Annotated in this window: 13 protein-coding genes; 12 read left to right on the top strand and 1 reads right to left on the bottom strand. The window is 42.6% G+C overall.

The features are described from left to right. The first annotated feature begins 133 nt into the window (after positions 1 to 133). Positions 134 to 1,606, top strand: a complete 1,473-nt coding sequence (locus G601_RS0102355; protein WP_081673346.1) for a glycoside hydrolase family 43 protein — start codon at positions 134 to 136, stop codon at positions 1,604 to 1,606. Then, positions 1,603 to 3,174 (top strand): glycoside hydrolase family 43 protein, encoded by a 1,572-nt coding sequence (locus G601_RS0102350; RefSeq protein WP_051201009.1) that lies wholly within the window; start codon positions 1,603 to 1,605, stop codon positions 3,172 to 3,174. The genes G601_RS0102355 and G601_RS0102350 overlap by 4 nt, the downstream gene beginning before the upstream one ends. A 211-nt stretch (positions 3,175 to 3,385) precedes the next feature. On the opposite strand, the gene G601_RS21565 is transcribed toward G601_RS0102350, so the two are convergent. Next, positions 3,386 to 4,366, bottom strand: coding sequence for a helix-turn-helix transcriptional regulator (locus G601_RS21565; protein WP_081673345.1), 981 nt, complete (start codon positions 4,364 to 4,366; stop codon positions 3,386 to 3,388). Positions 4,367 to 4,862: 496 nt separating this feature from the next. On the opposite strand from G601_RS21565, the gene G601_RS24605 reads away from it, so the two are divergent. The 10 genes from G601_RS24605 (at position 4,863) to G601_RS0102295 (ending at position 19,770) form a co-directional block, all read left to right on the top strand. After that, on the top strand, positions 4,863 to 6,404 hold the full coding sequence (locus G601_RS24605) for an endo-1,4-beta-xylanase (RefSeq protein ID WP_026664364.1): 1,542 nt from the start codon (positions 4,863 to 4,865) through the stop codon (positions 6,402 to 6,404). A gap of 18 nt (positions 6,405 to 6,422) precedes the next feature. After that, positions 6,423 to 9,368 (top strand): extracellular solute-binding protein, encoded by a 2,946-nt coding sequence (locus tag G601_RS0102335; RefSeq protein WP_026664363.1) that lies wholly within the window; start codon positions 6,423 to 6,425, stop codon positions 9,366 to 9,368. A gap of 45 nt (positions 9,369 to 9,413) precedes the next feature. Beyond that, entirely contained in the window at positions 9,414 to 10,352 is a 939-nt protein-coding gene (locus G601_RS0102330; protein WP_026492521.1) for a carbohydrate ABC transporter permease, read from the top strand. A 1-nt stretch (position 10,353) separates the two neighbouring features. Further along, positions 10,354 to 11,271: a carbohydrate ABC transporter permease gene (locus G601_RS0102325; RefSeq protein ID WP_081673344.1), complete on the top strand. Its 918-nt coding sequence runs from the start codon at positions 10,354 to 10,356 to the stop codon at positions 11,269 to 11,271. A 49-nt stretch (positions 11,272 to 11,320) separates the two neighbouring features. Next, a complete protein-coding gene (locus G601_RS0102320; protein WP_196812574.1) occupies positions 11,321 to 12,835 on the top strand; it encodes a hypothetical protein in 1,515 nt (504 codons plus the stop codon). Further along, on the top strand, positions 12,835 to 13,485 hold the full coding sequence (locus tag G601_RS0102315; protein ID WP_026664362.1) for a YIP1 family protein: 651 nt from the start codon (positions 12,835 to 12,837) through the stop codon (positions 13,483 to 13,485). The genes G601_RS0102320 and G601_RS0102315 overlap by 1 nt, the downstream gene beginning before the upstream one ends. Before the next feature lie 21 nt (positions 13,486 to 13,506). Continuing rightward, positions 13,507 to 16,089 carry a DUF5696 domain-containing protein gene (locus tag G601_RS0102310; protein ID WP_155834435.1) on the top strand — a complete coding sequence of 861 codons (2,583 nt, stop codon included), beginning with the start codon at positions 13,507 to 13,509 and terminating at the stop codon, positions 16,087 to 16,089. 14 nt (positions 16,090 to 16,103) lie between these two features. After that, positions 16,104 to 17,018 carry a carbohydrate ABC transporter permease gene (locus tag G601_RS0102305; RefSeq protein WP_035790219.1) on the top strand — a complete coding sequence of 305 codons (915 nt, stop codon included), beginning with the start codon at positions 16,104 to 16,106 and terminating at the stop codon, positions 17,016 to 17,018. Then, a complete protein-coding gene (locus tag G601_RS0102300) occupies positions 17,011 to 18,057 on the top strand; it encodes a carbohydrate ABC transporter permease (RefSeq protein ID WP_242834364.1) in 1,047 nt (348 codons plus the stop codon). Before G601_RS0102305 ends, G601_RS0102300 begins: the two co-directional genes overlap by 8 nt. A gap of 162 nt (positions 18,058 to 18,219) precedes the next feature. Beyond that, a complete protein-coding gene (locus G601_RS0102295) occupies positions 18,220 to 19,770 on the top strand; it encodes an ABC transporter substrate-binding protein (RefSeq protein WP_026664359.1) in 1,551 nt (516 codons plus the stop codon). The last annotated feature ends 23 nt before the right edge of the window (positions 19,771 to 19,793 follow it).

Here is a 19,793-nt window from a genome sequence, read left to right as displayed (position 1 = left end):
GCTATGTACTACGCAATTAATGCAAAAAAATCAGCAATTACTTTGTGGAAAGATGTTCCCTATAACAATAAAATTACATTAAATTGGGATAAACATAGGGCTTTGCGTCATTCGCAAGATTCGGGAGGTAATAATGCAAGTTTTAGAAGTAAGTACAATGGAAGAAATGTTTAAGGGCGTAAAGCTCAGCCCTGCTTATAAAAAGTATTCAGATCACAATCCTGTAATGACACAGAGATATGGTGCAGACCCATATGTTCTTGTATATGATGGCAGGGTTTATCTTTATATGACCGGTGATGATCCGATGTATGACGAGAATGGTGAGCTTAAGGAGAATACCTACGGAAATATCAATAAGATCAACGTAGTATCCTCAGCAGATCTCGTTAACTGGACAGATCACGGAACAATCTACGCTGCATCAGAAACAGGCGCTGCAAAGTGGGGAGCTAATTCATGGGCTCCAGCTGCAGCTTATAAGAATATTGATGGAAAGGACAAGTTTTTCCTCTATTTTGCCAATAATGGTAACGGAATAGCTGTTTTGACAGCTGACAGCCCGGTAGGGCCTTTCACAGATCCTATTAACGGACCTCTTATTTCAAGAGAGACTCCTAACTGCGCTGAGGTTACATGGCTTTTCGATCCGGCAGTTCTTATGGATGATGATGGAAGTGCATATCTGTATGTTGGTGGCGGCGTTCCCTGCCCGGAAAAGGCTTCAAATCCCGGCACAGCCAGAGTTGTAAAGCTTGGAGCGGACATGATAAGCCTTGATGGCGATCCGCAGCCTATAGAGAATGTTGCTTATCTGTTTGAGGATTCAGGCATCAATAAGATGGGCGGAAAGTATTACTATTCATATTGCTCAAACTTCAGCATGACTCCTGAAGCAGAGAAAGAGCGCGGATTTGAGCAGGGCGAAATAATAACGCTTGTTTCAGATTCGCCCATGGGACCTTTTAAGCACTATAAGCCTGTACTTAAGAATCCTGAGTTCTTCTTTGGTCTAGGCGGTAACAATCATCACTGCATGTTTGAGTTCAAGAATCAGTGGTACATTACATACCATTCCAGAATTCTTGAGGAAGCTAAGGGCAAGCTCGGGGGATATAGAAGCACTAATATAGATGTTCTGCAGATAGAGGACAATGCGCCTTCTGTTTCAAAGGGAACAAAAGCAGGCGTAAAGCAGCTATCATACCTGAATCCCTATGAAGAGGTTAAGGCTGTAACAATGTCCAACTGCTCAGGAATTGATACTGTTCAGTATGGCGATACAGCTGAGGAGTGCGGATCCGGAGATATGATCGTGACCGGAATAGAGGATGGAAGCTGGCTTAGCGTTACAGGCGCAGATTTCGGTAACGGCGGAGCCTTCGAGGTCAGCCTCGAATATAAGGGCAGAGGTACCGGAGCAGTGAGAGTCAGCCTTGATTCACCTGAGGGACCGGTTCTTGCATACGTTCCGGTTGAAGATACAGATGGCGAGGTTGAGAATACCTTCGTCTCACTTGAGATGAATCCTGACGGAGTGCATGATCTTTTCTTCACCTTTGTAGGAAAAGATTACGATATGATTTCTTGGAGATTTATAAAATGATTAAAGAAAAAGTTTCTATGGGGACAATTAATCCGATAATTCCATCGGATTATCCGGATCCAGACGTGATCCGTGTGGGGGATGTGTACTATCTTGCTTCAACAACCATGCATTTTTTTCCGGGATGTGAGATCTTAAGGTCTTACGATCTTCTCCATTGGGAGCATGCTGCCTATGTGTATGATAAACTCGATAGCACAGAGGGACAATGTCTTACCGATGGGGTAGGCATTTACGGAAAAGGTATGTGGGCGCCGTGTCTTAGATACCATAACAACTGCTTTTATTTGATGTTTGTGGCTAATGACACACAAAAAACGTATTTATATAAAGCCGATTCAATTACAGGACCTTGGAAAAAACAGTATATTGAGGGCTTTTATCATGATGGCAGCATTCTGTTCGATGAGGACAGGGTATTTGTTGCCTTTGGCAATACCGAGATTAAGCTTGTGGAGCTGGACAGCGACCTGAAGGGTCCTAAGGAGGGCGGACTTCAGAGAACGCTTGTGAAGGACGTGGGCAATAAACGTCTTGGCTATGAGGGTTGCCATTTTTACAAGATAAATGATAAGTACTATCTGTTCCTTATTCATTCTTTGCCGGACAGATGGATGCGAACACAGAACTATTTCGTTGCTTCTTCTTTGGAAGGTGAATTCCATGGCGGCGAGATTTTCTGTGATGATATGGGATATTTCGGACAGGGCGTTGCTCAGGGCGGTATCGTGGATACACCCGACGGGCACTGGTTTACCATGCTCTTCCAGGATAGAGGCGGAGTTGGAAGAACACCATTTTTACTTCCTCTTAGATGGAAGGGAGCTATTCCTTATATAGATGAGAATGGTAAGCTTCCTGCAGAGATTGAAATCTGCAATACGAATCCGGATCATGAGTATATTCCTCTTGCTGGAAGTGATGACTTCAGTGAGGGAGCTAAGATTTCTGATGTGGCTGAGGGCAGAAAAACCGATAATGCCGAGTTTGACAGCTTCGGAATGAGGAGCTTCTGGCAGTTCAATCATCAGCCGGAGGTATCTCTTGTTAAGCAGGACACTAAAAAGAAGAGATTGCTCATTAAAACAGACAGACTTTGCGATAAGTTCGATCAGGTCATAAACACGCTAACCCAGCGTATGACGCTGCCTAGAAGCAGAGCGAGTGTTATTGTAAATGTTGAAGATCTGAAGGTTGGTGATAGAGCAGGCCTTGGGATTTTATTTGAAGAGTACTGTTATCTGGCTATTGAGAAGACTGTTGATGGGAATGACCTTATTCTTATTTCCAATGAAGAGGGAAAAGAGGTTGAGAAATTCAGACAGTCGCTTGGAAATGAGAAGGCATATGCGTTAAGATTTGATGCGAATACATTTGCGCCTGTAGGAAATGCAACAGTATTCTACAGGAAGCTTTCTGAAAAGGAGTTCAATCCGGTTCCGTTTTCAAAGAGTTTAAAATTTACACTGGCTCATTTTGTTGGCTGCCGTTTTGCATTGTTTATGTTTAGTACGAAGGAATCCGGTGGCGAAGCAGCATTTTCTGAATTTAAATATGAAATTTATTAAAGCTTCGTATGCAACTACACAAGTAAGAAATCGAATTAAAATTTTTACCTGAATTTTTAACACCGTTTTAGCAATCGCCGAGACGGTGTTTTTTATTTCCGCAACGATACATTTTACGTTTTAATGACTAAAAAACGTCATAGGAAGAGAAACGCGTGTTATCGAATTGAAAAAGCCCGGAAAACACCAGGTTTTCCGGGCTTGTGATATTTTAAATGATTCTTGTAGCTACTGCATCCTCTTCTGATACAGCTCCATCAGCGGAACCTTCCTTGCCATGTCTGAACAGAGCTCGATATTCACCCGGGGTGCAGCCCTTCTTCGTCTTGAAGGTACGGTTGAAGGTTGAAATACTTGAAAAGCCTGCCTGCAGGGCTACGTCTGTTATTGACAGTTCGTGCTGTGAGAGCAGGATCTCGGAAGCCTTGATACGGCGGCCAATCAAATAATCATAGAAGGTACAGTTCATATATTCCTTGAACAGTCTTGTGAAGTGGAACTTGGAGAAACCACTGAAGTCCGCAACTTCATCAAGTGTAAGATCCTCAGTATAGTGCTCGTCGATGTACTCAAGAACGCCGTTAAGTCTTGTGAAGTAGTCTCTGCGCTTGTTAGGGCTGCTCTCTGTAAATAGATGGATCTGGTTGAGCTGACATCTGGTGAGCAGAGTAAACGCCTGCAGAAGGTTGGCATATATTGAGAACTCGTAGAACTCAGTATTCTGGAAATATTCATTCCAAATCTGTGTAAAGAGGTCGTAAATCTCGCTGTAAACAGGTGCATAGGTCTCAGGAGTGATGTGAATGCAGCTATTTTTAACAAAGAGCATACCTGTATAATCCTTTACCTGTGAAAAGAAGTCTACATTAAAAAGGCAGATAAAACGAGCGCCATTCTCAGGAGCATGCAGGTGATGCATCTTTCTGGGAGATATCATGAGGATCTCTCCGGGAAGCACATGATGAGGCTCGTTATCTATATCAACATCATAATAATTCTCTATAGGAATAATTACTTCCATAGCATCATGCCAATGGGGCAGATAATCGCTGGTCTGCACATTGTACCATATGCGGACAGAAGCATCCTTAGGGAAGATACTGTTCTCCTTCTCTGCAACCATAACTCTGTTACGGAAGTCAGTATTCTGCTGATAAAAATTCAGATTAAGGTTCTCTCTCTTGTTCTTCATGACATCCTCTTAAAATCTCAAAATCTGATAAACAGATATTTGCATTACCTATGCAATAATTGCGAAACGCAATCTTATATTTTCGTACTTTAGCATATATTGCGGGGGATAGTAAATAGAAAACGCCCTATTTTAGCAACTTTGTGAAATGCATACAAGAAATTGCTCAAATTTTCGTACCGCAAAGAGCAATAATTGAGAAGCATTTAGCAATAAAATGGAAGATTAATGTAGGAAATGGTGATTCTCAAATTTTGCGATTATGAATGAATTATGTATCATCTATAAAGTAATTATAAACAAAACTTGATAGCAGAAATACTGCGTTGTACAATATTCACAAATGGAGAGTGGATTTTTTGGAAAGTATATAGCAATAAGCGCGTATGGAAAAGCAAAATGTGATAAGCACAATATGCCGTAAACGTCTATGCTTTAGTAACAGCACAGCTTTAAAGACTTTTAGCAAATTTTGAGAAGTAGAAAGGAATATTTCATGAAGAAATATGATCTTATAAAGCGCCGGAAGATTGGCGCGGCGGTATTGCTGGCAACAGCAGCAATAATCGGCGCAGGATGCGGACAATCTTCAACAGGTGGTACTACTGAAACAAATATAGCGGATGAAAATACCGCAACATCTGAAGAGTCAGATAAAAAAGATGAATCTTTGGAAGAATTTGCTGAAAATGCCTCAAATATGGAAGAAGGCACGACAGAAGATGCAGATAATATAGAAGGCTCTGCAGAAACAGATAATAAAGAAGAAACTGAAGAGGCAGACACTGCCGATACAGAGGAAACTGATACAGAAAGCGAGGAAGACACCATTCCTGCACTAAAAGACAGCGTAGAAAAAACAATGGGTTGCAGATTTGGTTGTGCGATCACCGGACAGGAACCCTGGGACATTGAAAACTGGAATATAGTAACAAAGCATTTCAATTGCGTAACGCTTGGAAATGAATTAAAACCGGATTCACTTTTCGGATACAGCAATGCAAAGTGTCCGGGGACTGAAGAAGTAGAGCTTAACGGCGAGACAATAACAGTTCCGGTTCTGAGTTTTAAGAATCCGGAAAAGATCCTGGATAAAATCCTCAAATGGAATGAGACTCATCCGGATCAGTCATTACAGGTCAGAGGACATGTACTTCTGTGGCATTCACAGACACCTGAGTGGTTCTTCCATGAAGACTACGATAAGGAAAAGCCTTATGTAACTGCTGAGGTGATGGATAAGCGCCAGGAATGGTACATAAAGTCAGTACTTGAGCATTTTGTAGGTGAGGATAGCAAGTACAAGGATCTCTTCTATGGATGGGATGTTGTAAACGAAGCAATATCTGATTCAACAGGAACCTACAGAACAGATACTGAGAGACCTGATGAAGACCTTTCACAGGACACCCACGGAGGCAACTCAAGCTGGTGGCACGTATATCAGGATGAAAGCTTCATTATAAATGCATTTAAATATGCAAATAAATATGCACCTGAAAGCCTTGAGCTTTATTACAACGACTATAACGAGTGTGATACTAAAAAGCGAGGCGGAATCATAAAGCTTCTCGAAGCAGTAAAAGCTGAGGAGGGGGCTCCCGGAAAAGGAACCAGACTTACAGCGATGGGAATGCAGGGACACTACAGTGTAAGCGGTCCTTCAAGCACAGAGTTCGAGAATGCGATCAAGGCCTACGGTGAGGTCGCCCAGAACATACAGATTACAGAGTGGGATTTATCAGCAAGTGATCAGTATGACAGCTCGGATCCTGAATCTGTGGATGCTGAATATGAGAAGATGAGAAAACAGTACAATCTTCTATATTATGCACTTAAGTCAGCACAGAACTCCGGCGCAGCCAAGGTTACCGGAATGACCTTCTGGGGAACGATAGATAAGTATTCATGGCTTCAGTTCCGATCCAATGTGGGCGGCGGTAACAAAACGGGACAGTCACAGTGCCCGCTTCTATTTGACAGTAAATATGAACCCAAACCGTGTTTCTGGGTATTTGCAGAAACAGATGCGGAATAAAAGATTTTGGTGGATAACATGAAAAAGACTTCCAGAACATTATTAATAGTAGTTGGTGTGGTAGCAGCCATCGCAGTGATATGCGTGCTGTTATCCATGAGAGGGATAGAAACCTTCCATGATAAATACGAAGGTACAGATCTTACAAAAGATGTCGAGGGTATGGAGCGAACAGGTACTTATACCAATTACCTGAACGGACATGCTGATACAGACAGACCGAGCGAGTCAATCGACGTAGACGTTTTAGATGTCGAGAGCGAGGGAGAGGTTCACGAAGAGGGCAATCCTGAGGGAGATGTAGAAAAAGCTCTTTACACAGGAACAGGTTCTAAGGTGACTTGGAAAGTCAATGTTCCTAAAGCAGGAATGTATTACCTCTATATGAAGTACTATCTCCCCGAGTCAAGAGGTGTTGCAGCTGAGAGATCAGTTTTCATAAATGGTGAAGCTCCTTTTGAAGATGCAAAGAACATCACATTCACAAGAATCTGGGCAGATGGCGGAGATGTTAAGGTCGACAATCAGGGTAATGAGATAAGACCTACACAGAAAGAGGTATTTGACTGGCAGACAGCTTACTTCAGAGATGACATGGGATTCATCACAGATCCCTACCAGTTCTACTTCGAACAGGGTGAGAACATCCTTACATTTGAAGCTGAGAACGAGCCGATGCTTATCGCAGAGCTTCAGGTAAAGGCAATTGAGAAGGCTAAGACCTATGAAGAGTATTCTGCAGAGGTTGCCGGAAAAGAAGGCTCAGATGCAGCTAAGACTTACATTCAGACAATCCAGGGTGAAAATTCAACATTAAGATCAGAATCTTCACTTTATGCAAAATATGACAGATCTTCACCAACAACTGTTCCTAACAGTGTTACACACACAGTTCTGAACTACGTAGGAGGAGATACCTGGAGAAGTTCAGGGCAGTGGATTGAGTGGGATATGGAAGTTCCCGAAGATGGTCTTTATAACATAATGATCAAGGGACGCCAGAACTACTCACGAGGCGTTGTATCAAGTAGAAAGGTTCTTATCGACGGAGAGGTTCCTTTTGATGAACTTAATGAAGTATCCTTCCCGTTTGAAAACGATTGGAACTGCCTTGAACTTGCAGATGAAAACGGAACACCCTACAACATATATCTGACAAAGGGTACACACACATTAAGACTTGAAGCTACTCTTGGTGGTGTTGGTCATATCCTTCAGGAACTTGAGGATTCAACCTTCAGACTTAATCAGATATACAGAAGAATCCTGGTTTACACAGGTGTTAACCCGGATATCTACAGAGATTATCACATTGATAAAACCTATCCTGAGATCATGGAAGCTATGGATCTTGAATCAAAACGTCTTTACAGGATAGTTGATGAAATGACAGAGTTTACCGGTCAGAAAGCAGATCAGATTGCTTCTGCACAGACAGTAGCTCAGCAGCTTGAGAGATTTGTTGAAAAGCCTCAGAAAATAACAACTGAGTTCGTATCCTTCAAGGATAACATCACAGCTCTTGGTACAGCATCACTTAACATGAGTGATACAAAGCTTGATGTAGACTACCTGGTAGTAAGCGGAACAGGTGTTACACCTAAGAAGGATAAGGCTAACTTCTTTAGTAAAGCCGGACATGAGGTTGCATCTTTCGTTGCATCATTCTTCGTGGACTATAACTCAGTCGGTGACGTATATGATGCAAATGGTTCAGATAAGGTAGTAAAGGTTTGGATCCTTACAGGTCGTGACCAGGGTACAATCCTTAAGTCAATGGTAGATGATTCATTCACACCTGAGACCGGAGTTAAGGTTAACGTAGAAATCGTTGCTCCTGATGCACTTCTTAATGCAGTACTTGCAGGAAGAGGACCGAACGTAGTTCTTTCCGTAGGTGCAGATCAGCCTGTAAACTACGCGCTCCGTGGTGCAGCTGAGGATATTACTCAGTTCGATGGCTGGCAGGATGTAATGGCTCACTATTCAGAGAGTTCATACGAGCAGTACCGTCTCGACGGACACATTTACGGTGTTCCTGAGACACAGACATTCAACGTTATGTTCTATAGAAAGGACGTACTTGAAGAGCTTGGACTTGAGCCTCCTAAGACATGGCAGGAGCTTATAGAGATGATGCCCACAATTCAGGGTCACAACCTCTCAGTTGGTATTCCTACCGCAGCAGGTAACAGTTCAACAGCAACAGCTTCAACATCAATCATGTCGAACGCTCCTGACCTTTCAATGTACTTCTCACTTCTCTATCAGAACGGTGGAGATATGTACAACGAGGCAGGCACCAAGACAACGGTTAATACCGAGGCAGGTGTTAAGGCATTCGATGAGTATGTAAGATACTTTAATGACTATGGTCTTCCTGTAATTTATGACTTCGTCAGCAGATTCAGATCCGGTGAGATGCCGATAGGTGTAGCTCCTTATTCAACCTATAACACACTTATGGTATCAGCGCCTGAGATCAGAGGTCTCTGGGACTTCACACTGATTCCCGGAACAGAGCAGGCAGACGGAACAATAGATTGTTCAGACTTCATCACAGGTAGTGCAACCATGATGATCAGAGAAGAGGATGAAGAGCTTCGCAATAAGTCATGGGAATTCATGAAGTGGTGGGCAGAGCCTGATACACAGGTAAGATTTGGTAGAGAGATCGAGGCACTCCTTGGTTCATCTGCAAGATATGCTACAGCGAACAGAGATGCATTCAGAAATCTCTCCTGGAGCACAAATGATATAGAAGTACTTGATAAGCAGTGGGATCAGACCGTTGGAATCAGAGAGGTTCCTGGCGGATACTTCACCGGACGACACATTGCAAACGCAATTCGAAAGGTTATAAACGACAAAGTTGATTCCCGTGAAGCGATAATTGACTACTCGATCTTCATTGATGAAGAGATCATTAAGAAGAGGAAAGAGTTTGGAATGCCACTGGAATAACAAATGGCATGAGCACAATATCCCGAGAAATTTAGGAGAGAAAGAATGAAAGAGTATCTTCAAAAATATATCACCTTGCGAAAGCACGAAGCAAAGGTGGCATATAAAAAGGCTAAAAATCGAAAAATGTGCTATCTCTTTCTGGCACCCTACGCGATTTTGTTCACAATGTTTTATGTTTTTCCGGTTTTGGCATCCATATACTTTAGTTTTACATATTACAACGTATTGGAAGCACCGCGATTTATTGGACTGCAGAATTACATCAGCCTGATTCTGCAGGACGATATCTTCCTAATCGGTGTGAAGAACACTTTATTGATTGCTGTGATTACCGGACCCCTTGGCTATATAATGTCCTTCCTTTTTGCCTGGCTGATAAATGAATTGCCGAGATGGGTACGAAGTATAGCGGTCATGGTGTTTTACGCACCGTCAATCGCGGGAAACTGTTTCGTAATCTTCGCCGTACTGTTCAGAGGTGATGCTTACGGACATGTAAATGCTCTTTTAATGAAATGGGGAATAATTGATACACCGATCCTCTGGCTCGTAAATCCTCAGTATATGCTTCCTATCTGTATGCTGGTTATCCTCTGGATGAGCTTGGGATCAGGATTCCTTTCATTCGTAGCTGGTCTTCAGGGTGTAGACAGATCCCAGTTCGAAGCCGGTTACATGGATGGCGTAAAGAACCGCTGGCAGGAGCTTTGGTTCATAACACTTCCCAACATGAAGCCTATGCTTATGTTCGGTGCGGTTATGTCAATCACACAGGCATTTAACGTAGCTGATGTAACAATGCAGCTCTGCGGATTCCCCAGTACGGATTACGCAGCAAGAACAATCGTAGCGCATCTTATCGACTACGGTTCACAGAGATATGAAATGGGATATGCATGTGCAATCGCAACTATCCTGTTCCTGATGATGATCTTATGTAATAAAGCAATTCAAAGTCTCTTGAGGAGAGTGGGAACCTGACATGAGTAAAGATAATAACAAGAAGAAAATTGAAAAAGCGGAGAAGGAACAGGTTTACCGTAAGAAACTGATCAAAAAGAGGAAGCCTAACAGATCCATCTGGGGTGACTTTTTCCTCTACTTGTTCCTGATTCTGGTAGCTGTGATCATGGCATTCCCGATCGTATACGCGGTGAGCAGTGCCTTGAAGCCTTTGGATGAACTGTTTAAGTTCCCTCCGACGATTTTCCCTAAACATCCGACACTTGATAACTTCTCGGATCTGTTTGTAACAATGGGTAAATCCTGGGTAACTTTCTCAAGATACCTGTTCAATACAGTATTTATCACATTTGTAGGAACTTTTGGACATCTGATTATTTCCTCCATGGCGGCATTCGTACTTGCTAAGTATGAGTTCCCCGGAAATCAGACATTCTTCAAAATCGTTACTGTAGCAATGATGTTCACCGGATATGTAACAGCTATCCCGAACTATATCATATTAAACAAGCTGGGATGGATCGATACCCACTGGGCAATCATAGTACCTGCTTTCGCAGCACCGATGGGACTCTTCCTTATGAAGCAGTTCATGGAAGGTCTTCCGACATCACTTATTGAAGCTGCTAAGATCGATGGTGCTAATGAGTGGAAGGTATTCGCAGGAATCGTAATGCCGAACGTTAAGCCCGCATGGATGACACTTATCATCTTCTCGGTGCAGAGACTCTGGAACGACAGAGCAGCAACCTTTATCTACTCAGAGGAGAAGAAGACTCTGGTATTTGCCCTTCAGCAGATTCAGAGTGGTGGTATCGCAAGAACAGGTCAGGGTGCAGCCGTACTGGTTGTAGTAATGATCGTTCCGATTATCATCTTTGTATTCTCACAGAGCCAGATCCTCGAGACAATGGCTAGTTCAGGTCTTAAGGATTGATGAAATACATTACCATACCACATTTGGAAAGGTGTTAGTTATGCAGACTATGAAAAAAATCGTAAAGGGAGCAGCTGCAATATTTGCAGGACTGATGGTGATCACTGCCACTCCTTTAACGGCATATGCAGGTGAATATGGATACACCTATAATTACGACTGGTGGGGAGATGTTCAGGAAAGCCCTGATTTCTACGGAGTTTGTAAGGTATTTACCGGTGCAGACCTGGGACTTGATACTAATCTGAATAACCCTGACGGAATCTTCACATACGGAGATCTGATCTACCTTTGTGATAGCGGAAATAACAGAATTCTGGAGCTTAAGAGAGATTCAGCTGAAAAACTTGAGGTTTTAAGAATAATCGATTCCTTCGAGGGAGATACAGAGGTTAAGACATTTTCAAACCCTACAGACGTAGCGGTTTCGAAAGAAGGCGATTTCTATATAGCAGATCAGGGAAATGCCAGAGTATTAAAGCTTGATAAGGATCTGAACTACGTAATGGAGTTTACAAAGCCTGTTGATAATACTCTTGATCCCAGCCTTGTATTCCAGCCTAAAAAGCTCGCAATCGATACTGCAGGCCGTGTGTACTGCATAGCTACAGGAATTAACAAAGGTCTCATCAAGTATGAGGCTGACGGAACATTCTCAGGATTTGTAGGAGCTACCAAGGTTAAATTCGATTGGACAGATTATATCTGGAAGAAGTTCGCTTCTCAGGAACAGAGAGCAAAGATGGAATCCTTCGTTCCTACAGAGTATGAGAACATCTACATGGATTATGAAGGCTTCATATATGCGACAATGGCCCTTAACAAGGATAAGGCTTCCGATACAGATTGTGCAGTAAGAAAGCTTAATCTTCTTGGTAACGACATTCTCGTCAACAACGGAGAATGGGGCGTACTCGGAGATCTTTACTGGGGATCCGGCGGTGGTTATGAAGGACTTTCAATCTTCACTGACGTAACTGTCATGGACAATGACATCTATGTATGTCTCGACAGAAACCGCGGAAGATGCTTCGGATATGACGATCAGGGTCACATAGTATTCTGCTACGGCGGAAACGGTAACATGAACGGTTACTTCAGAAGACCTACAGCAATTGACCACATAGGTCATGACCTCTATGTAGTAGATGCACTTGATAATTCAATCACTGTTTTCGTACCTACAGAGTTCGGACAGTTGGTATACGATGCAATAGAACAGTTTGACCAGGGACAGTACGCTGAGTCAGGTGAGTCCTGGGAAAACGTAATGAAGCAGAATGGTAACTACGATCTTGCTTATATAGGAATCGGAAGATCACTTCTTCGCCAGAAGCAGTATAAAGAGGCAATGGAGTACTTTGAGCTCAAGTATGACAGAGAGAACTACTCAAAGGCATATAAGCAGTATCGAAAGATATGGGTTGAAGATCATATTGTTTTGATTGTAGTGGTTATTCTGGCACTGTTCCTTATTCCTTTGGGAATCGGAAGAGTCAAGAAGATAAAACATGAGATTGACACTGCAGATATTTTCATGAATGTACAGGACGGAGAAAAATAATGGCAGCTATCGCAAAAGATAAATATGATCGATATATTGACTCGCTGAAGTTCGCTTTATACTGTATCACCCATCCGCTTGACGGATTTTGGGATCTGACACATGAAAAAAGAGGAACCTACGCAGCAGCTAACACTATTCTTTTAGCAACAATACTTATAAGAATACTCAAGCTTAGATACACGAGCTTCATTTTCCTGGTAGTTTACTGGGAAGACTTGAATATATTCCTATATGTAGCAAGTATACTGTTTCCGCTGGCCCTCTGGGTTGTAGGAAACTGGGGTCTTACCACTCTATTCGATGGTAAGGGGCGACTAGGACAGGTTTATATGGCAACGTGCTATGCGCTTACGCCGTATCCGCTGATCCAGTTCCCGCTGATGTTATTCAGTAACTTCGTTACCGTAGATGAAGCTGAGTTTTACGCCATGGTAAGTGCGATATCACTTGTGTGGGCAGCACTCCTGGTTATAGCAGCAATGGGACAGATTCATGAGTACTCAGCTGGAAAGAACCTTTTATTCACGGTTGCAACACTTTTTGCAATGCTTGTTATGATCTTCATACTGATGATCTTCTTCAGTATGATATCTCAGGGAGTTTCATACTTTATCTCTCTGGGTAAGGAATTTTTGTTCCGACTATAGGAATTACGGATGGGAGCAGACATGAAAGATATGAAGAAAGAGAAAATATGGCAGTTTTTAAAAGGCTTAATAGCACCTGTTATCATATGCGTTTTAATACTGATTGCCGTACTTTTCATAATAAATCATAAAAATGCCAGTGATACACAGGAAGCTGTCGTACCGTATTCTTATGAAGGCGGAGAGGACACAGTAGTCCTTGAGAACGACAAGTTAAAGCTTGAGATGGATCCGGTTACAACACAGTTTACATTAACTGTTAAAGAGACCGGAAAGGTGTGGAAGTCAAATCCTGACAACGCAGCAAATGATGCGGTTGCACTTCCTGAGGAGAAAGCAAATCTTCAGTCACCTCTGATCATGTCATATTCAGTGGTTACAGGACTTGAAACAACATATAACACCTTTGCATACAGTACTTCAAATCAGATTTACAACATTACACAGGATGGTGATTCCATCAGAGTAGATTACTCACTCGGTGATGTAATCAAGGAATATGTAATACCACCTGTAATTACAAAGGATGCCCTTGATGGCTGGCTTGATAAGATGGATAAGGAAGCAGTTAACTTTATCCAGCAGTACTACAAAAAGTACGATATCAACAAGCTTGGTAAAAAGGATGAGGCCAACAAGGATGAGCTCCTTGCAAACTATCCTCTTCTTGCAGACAACGTAATCTATGTTCTTCGTGATAAGACAAAGGAAAACGTTAGAAAGAAGATGGAAAAGGCATTTGAAGAAGCCGGATATACATACGATGATTTCCAGGCTGATAAAGCAAATGACCTTTCAGTAAAGGATTCAGACAAGCCGGTATTCAACGTAAGCGTTATTTACAAGCTTGAAGGAAATGATCTTGTTGTTGAGGTTCCCATGAAGGACCTTCAGTATAAATCAGATTCACCGATCTATACACTTACTCCTCTCCCTTATTTCGGAGCAGGCGGACAGGATGAAGAAGGTTACATGCTCGTACCCGAAGGCGGCGGAGCAACAATCAACTTCAACAACGGCAAAGTATCACAGAGCAGCTACTATACAAATGTATATGGATGGGATATGTGTCTTAGCAGAGATGCGGTAGTACATAACACCAGAGCATATTACGGAGTATTCGGTGTAGCTGAGGGAAATGATTCCTTCATCTGTGTTCTTGAAGATGGTAGCCCTTATGCTTCCATTCAGGCAGACATAAGTGGTAAAAACAACAGTTACAACTATGTAAATGCAGTCTACAGCATTTGCCAGAGAGAAAAGTATGATGTAGGTGATATCGCAAACAGTGAAGTATACGAGTATGTTCCTTCACTTCCGGATGAGACACTTACAAGAAGATACACATTCATCAACTCAGGTAGCTATGTAGACATGGCAAAAGAGTATGGCACATATTTACAGGATAAATACGGCGATTCTCTGTCAATGAATTCAGACACAAGCGCTCCCGTAGCAATTGAAATTGTCGGAGCTATTGATAAGGTAAAGCAGATTCTTGGCTTACCTGTAAAGAGACCTTTAAAGCTTACAAGCTACAACGAAGCAAGCAACATTGTTAAGGAGCTTAGCGATAGCGGCGTAGAGAATATGTCAGTTAAGCTCACCGGTTGGTGTAACGGCGGTGTTGATCAGAAGTTACTTAAATCCGCTAAGACAATCGGAGCACTTGGAAGCAAGAAGGATCTTAAGAACCTTGTAAAAACCGGAGAGGAGACAGGTTCAAAGGTTTACCTCGATGGAATAACACAGTATGCGAATGATTCTAATCTGCTTGACGGATTCTTCTCCTACAGAGATGCCGCTAAGTTTATCAGTAAGGAACAGGCAAAGCTCTATGAGTACAGCCACATAACCTATGCACAGAGAGAAAATTCAGATCATCTGTATTACCTCTTACATACAAAGCTGGCAATGAGCATCGCTGATAAGTTCGCTGGTACAGCAGCTTCCTATGGAGCAGGCGTTTCTTACCAGGATATCGGTAAAGATCTTTCATCAGATTTTTACAGAAAGAACATCCAGAGCAGACAGAGTGTTAAGGGCCTTCAGGAAGAAGAGCTTAAGAAGGTTCAGAGCGAAGGCACTCCGATAATGATCAACATGGGTAATGACTATGCAGTTCCTTATGCAAGCATGGTTACAGGAATGGATTTAAGAGGAAGTGAGTATACAATCCTTGATCAGTGTGTTCCTTTCTACCAGATAGCTGTTCACGGCAGAGTTAATTACACAGGTGATTCAATCAACATCGGTGGAAATCAGGAAAACGAAGTTCTCTACAGTGCTGAATACGGCGCAGGATTGTACTTCACATTCATGAATGAGTCTTCCTTCGCAACACAGAAGACACTTTACACAGATTATTACGGAGCAACCTACTCAGCATGGAAGGATAAGATGGTTGATATCTACACCAGATACAACAAAGAGCTCGGCCACACCTTCAATCAGGAAATGGTTGACCACGAGAATATCACAGAAGATTTATCCCGCACACAGTATGCGGATGGAACAAATGTCTATGTAAATTACGGTTACAGTGATGCACAGACACCCGACGGAAAGACAGTTCCTGCCAGAGATTATCTGGTTGTCAGATGAGAGGAAATGGTTTTATGGAAAAGCAGAAGCAAAAGAAGAAAATTGTAGGACTGCAAAAGAGAAAAGCGAAGGCCGGATATGTATTCATATCACCTTTTATCATCGGCTTTCTGGTATTTATGATAAAGCCCCTTTGGCAGTCACTTCATATGAGTTTTTGCAGCGTTGAGCTTGGAGCCGGAGACTTTAAGGAGACATGGGTTGGAATTACCAATTTCGTATATGCCTTCAGAGTAGATCCCGAGTTTACAAGACTGCTGGTAGAAGAACTCTCCAGAATGATTGTATATTCACTGGCAATCATCGTATTTAGTTTCTTTGTAGCTCTGGTTCTCAACCAGAAGTTCAAGGGACGTGCACTGGTAAGAGCAATATTCTTCCTTCCGGTTATCCTTTCATCAGGTGTAATCGTAGGACTTGAGTCAAACAATCAGCTTATGGCATCCCTTGCACAGACAATTGAGCAGACAACACAGGGAGTCAGCGTTACAGCAGCTCTTGAGAGCATCCTCCGTACAGCCGGAGTCGGTGTAAGAGCCTATGAAAAGGTATTCGAGGTTATTGATAACATCTATGATGTAGCAATAGCATCAGGTATCCAGATCATCATCTTTCTTTCAGGTCTTCAGAGCATATCATCTAGTATGTACGAAGCAGCTGATATCGAGGGATGTACAAAGTGGGAGAGCCTTTGGAAGATCACTTTCCCCATGATCAGTTCACTGTTCCTTGTTAACTGGCTTTACACAGTAGTTGATTTCTGTATGCGTTCTGATAACGGCGTTATCGAGAAGATTCAGAAGGTTATGGTTGAGCAGATGCAGTACGGTAATGCTTCAGCAATGTCCTGGATTTATTTCTTAGTCGTACTTGCATTTGTTGGAATCACATCTCTTGTTATCTCGAAGGGAGTTTATTACTATGACTGATATGGCATTAGCACAGAAAATGAGTGCCAAGAAAAACAAAAAGAATACAAACGTCCACGCAGACAGAGATTTTTGGGAAAGAAACAGACTTTCAGGTGGATATCTCTTACAAAAGCGTATAATGGATATTGGCGTGAGCATCGTAAGATTCATTCTTCTCTTTGGAATGTGCTTCATGATTCTCCAGCCCATCTTAAACAAAATATCCGTCAGCTTCATGACAGAGCAGGATTTGTACAATCCTATCGTTATAGCAATACCGGAGCACTTCACAACTGCGAACTACAAGCTTGCTGCTGAGCTCATGAGCTACAGCCAGGCACTTGTTAATTCAATAATTGTAGCTCTTACAATAGCTATACTGCAGATTACAGTCTGCACACTTGTTGGATATGGATTTGCAAGATTTGATTTCCCGCTGAAAAAGTTCTGGTTTGCAGCAGTAATCCTTGTAATTCTGATTCCGCCGCAGACAATCGCAAGTTCACTTCATCTGCACTTCAGATTCTTTGATATCTTAGGTCTGGTGAAGCTTACAACAGGCAGCACATTGAACCTCAGAGGTTCAGCAATTCCTTATTACCTTATGAGTGCCGGTTGTATGGGACTTAAGAACGGACTGTACATCTTCATCATCAGACAGTTCTTCAGAGGACTTCCTGTTGACCTTGAAGAAGCAGCATACGTTGATGGATGCGGAATGCTTAAGACCTTCGTAAGTATCATGCTTCCTCAGGCTAAGCCGCCGATCACATCATGCTTCCTGTTCGCTTTCGTATGGCAGTGGACAGACGGATTCTACTCAAGATTGTTCCTTGGAAATACAAAGCTTGTAAGTACAAGCCTTTCAAGAATTATTGATAGTCTTGGTGCTTATATCCAGCGTATCAACGGTGTTAAGACAACTGTTTCAGTTGCTTATTCAAACTGTATCCTTGCAACAGGTACACTTATGATCATCATGCCTTTGATCATCCTGTATCTCTTCGCACAGAGAGCATTTGTTGAGAGTATTGCTAATACAGGTATTAAGATGTAAAAAATCTTCTTGCGCTAATAGGGAGGCGAAGAAGTAAATAAATATTTTTTTCTTATCAGGGAATGCCCATTTGCCCTGGTTGCACCCGGGAATGCGCCGGGGCAGATGGCTTCTATATAACAAAAAACAGAGATGAAAAATCTCAATCAAAGGAGGACAAAAATGAAAAGGGCATTAACCAAAAAAGTTACAGCTGCTATCACACTTGCAGCAATGACTATGAGTGCTGTTGGTTGTGGCGCTACTACAAATGGTACAGACGCTTCAACAGCAACATCCACAGAGACAACTGAAGAAACAACTACTACAGAAGAGACAACTGATGCTGCTGAGACAACAGAGGAGTCAGCTGACGCTGATGCTGAGTCTGCTGATGCAGAAGAAGCTGGGGATGAGGAAGCAGATGCTTCCGAGAGCAGTGATCTCTATGAAGTAAAGACAGATGCAGATGGTAACCCTATCGATCTCGGCGGTATGGAAATCATTATCCGTGACTGGTGGTCAGGCGATCCGACAGAACCCGCTAACGATTATGAGGAAGCTCTTCAGGAGTATAGAGATTGGGCTCAGGAGACATACAACTTCACAATCAAGCAGCAGGCTATTTCTGACTGGGGTTCAACACCTGCAGATTTCGTAGACTACGCTACAACAGGCGGCGACGAGAACTACATCTGGATTCTCCGTGCTGATCCGGCTATCACATCAGCTATGGCAAATGGTCTTATGTATGATCTTTCATCACTTGACTGCCTTGACTTCAGCAAAGAAAAGTTCCAGAGAAACCTTCTCCACGAGCAGTTCTCTAAGGACGGCAAGGTTTACGCTATGTACGCTGGCTATTCAGAGCCCAGAACAGGTGTATATTTCAATAAGAGACTTCTTACAGAAGCTGGTATCGATCCTGAGTCAATCTATGACATGCAGGCAGATGGTACATGGACATGGGATGCATTCGCTGATCTCCTTTCCAAGGTACAGAGAGATACAGATAACGACGGTGTTATCGATGTTTACGGTATGACACTTAACGAAGGTAACATGACAACACAGGCAATCTTCTCTAACGGCGGAGACCTTGTTGGTAAGGATGCAAGCGGCAAGTACACATATGACCTTGAGAATCCTGAGACAGTTGAAGCTCTTGAGTGGACTGTAGATATGTTTACAAAGTATGATGCAGAAGTTGCTAACCCTGAGGGTGCTGAGTGGGATTACTACAAAGAGCAGTTCCTTAATGGTCAGGCTGCATTCATGCCTGAGGATGAGTACGCAGGATGCCCTGGTAACTTCCTTGAGGATATGAGCGATGAAGTTGGTTTCGTAATGTTCCCGAAGGGACCTAAGGGTAAGGATTACATCAACGTTTGGTCAAACAACCCGGTTGCTATTCCTGCTTGCTACGATGCAGACAAGGCTTGGAAGCTTGCATTCGCTTGGGATCTTTGGACAAACCAGCCTGAAGGCTACGAGGATTACAACGGAAACATCTCAACTGCACGTAACGGTATCTTCGATTCAAGATCTGTAGATGAGACAATCACAATGATGACTCAGCCTGAGCACGGCACAGTTGCTTACCACGGCATGATTCCTAACATGGATGTTGGAGCAGACTTCATCTGGAACATCACACCTGGTTGTGTTGTATCTGAGCAGATCGAAGCTATCGCTGATACATGGAAGTCATACGTTGACGAAGCAAATAAATAATTTCTGCTTAACTCGATAAGTAG

This window comes from Butyrivibrio sp. FC2001 (genome assembly GCF_000424125.1).
Lineage (GTDB): Bacteria > Bacillota > Clostridia > Lachnospirales > Lachnospiraceae > Butyrivibrio.
This window is presented reverse-complemented; position numbering and strand designations above follow the sequence as displayed.

What these genes read in the sequence shown, in the direction of transcription:
- G601_RS0102355 (WP_081673346.1), top strand. Translation starts at nt 134, where the DNA reads ATGCAAGTTTTAGAAGTAAGTACAATGGAAGAAATGTTTAAGGGCGTA.
- G601_RS0102350 (WP_051201009.1), top strand. Translation starts at nt 1,603, where the DNA reads ATGATTAAAGAAAAAGTTTCTATGGGGACAATTAATCCGATAATTCCA.
- G601_RS21565 (WP_081673345.1), bottom strand. Translation starts at nt 4,366, where the DNA reads ATGAAGAACAAGAGAGAGAACCTTAATCTGAATTTTTATCAGCAGAAT.
- G601_RS24605 (WP_026664364.1), top strand. Translation starts at nt 4,863, where the DNA reads ATGAAGAAATATGATCTTATAAAGCGCCGGAAGATTGGCGCGGCGGTA.
- G601_RS0102335 (WP_026664363.1), top strand. Translation starts at nt 6,423, where the DNA reads ATGAAAAAGACTTCCAGAACATTATTAATAGTAGTTGGTGTGGTAGCA.
- G601_RS0102330 (WP_026492521.1), top strand. Translation starts at nt 9,414, where the DNA reads ATGAAAGAGTATCTTCAAAAATATATCACCTTGCGAAAGCACGAAGCA.
- G601_RS0102325 (WP_081673344.1), top strand. Translation starts at nt 10,354, where the DNA reads ATGAGTAAAGATAATAACAAGAAGAAAATTGAAAAAGCGGAGAAGGAA.
- G601_RS0102320 (WP_196812574.1), top strand. Translation starts at nt 11,321, where the DNA reads ATGAAAAAAATCGTAAAGGGAGCAGCTGCAATATTTGCAGGACTGATG.
- G601_RS0102315 (WP_026664362.1), top strand. Translation starts at nt 12,835, where the DNA reads ATGGCAGCTATCGCAAAAGATAAATATGATCGATATATTGACTCGCTG.
- G601_RS0102310 (WP_155834435.1), top strand. Translation starts at nt 13,507, where the DNA reads ATGAAAGATATGAAGAAAGAGAAAATATGGCAGTTTTTAAAAGGCTTA.
- G601_RS0102305 (WP_035790219.1), top strand. Translation starts at nt 16,104, where the DNA reads ATGGAAAAGCAGAAGCAAAAGAAGAAAATTGTAGGACTGCAAAAGAGA.
- G601_RS0102300 (WP_242834364.1), top strand. Translation starts at nt 17,011, where the DNA reads ATGACTGATATGGCATTAGCACAGAAAATGAGTGCCAAGAAAAACAAA.
- G601_RS0102295 (WP_026664359.1), top strand. Translation starts at nt 18,220, where the DNA reads ATGAAAAGGGCATTAACCAAAAAAGTTACAGCTGCTATCACACTTGCA.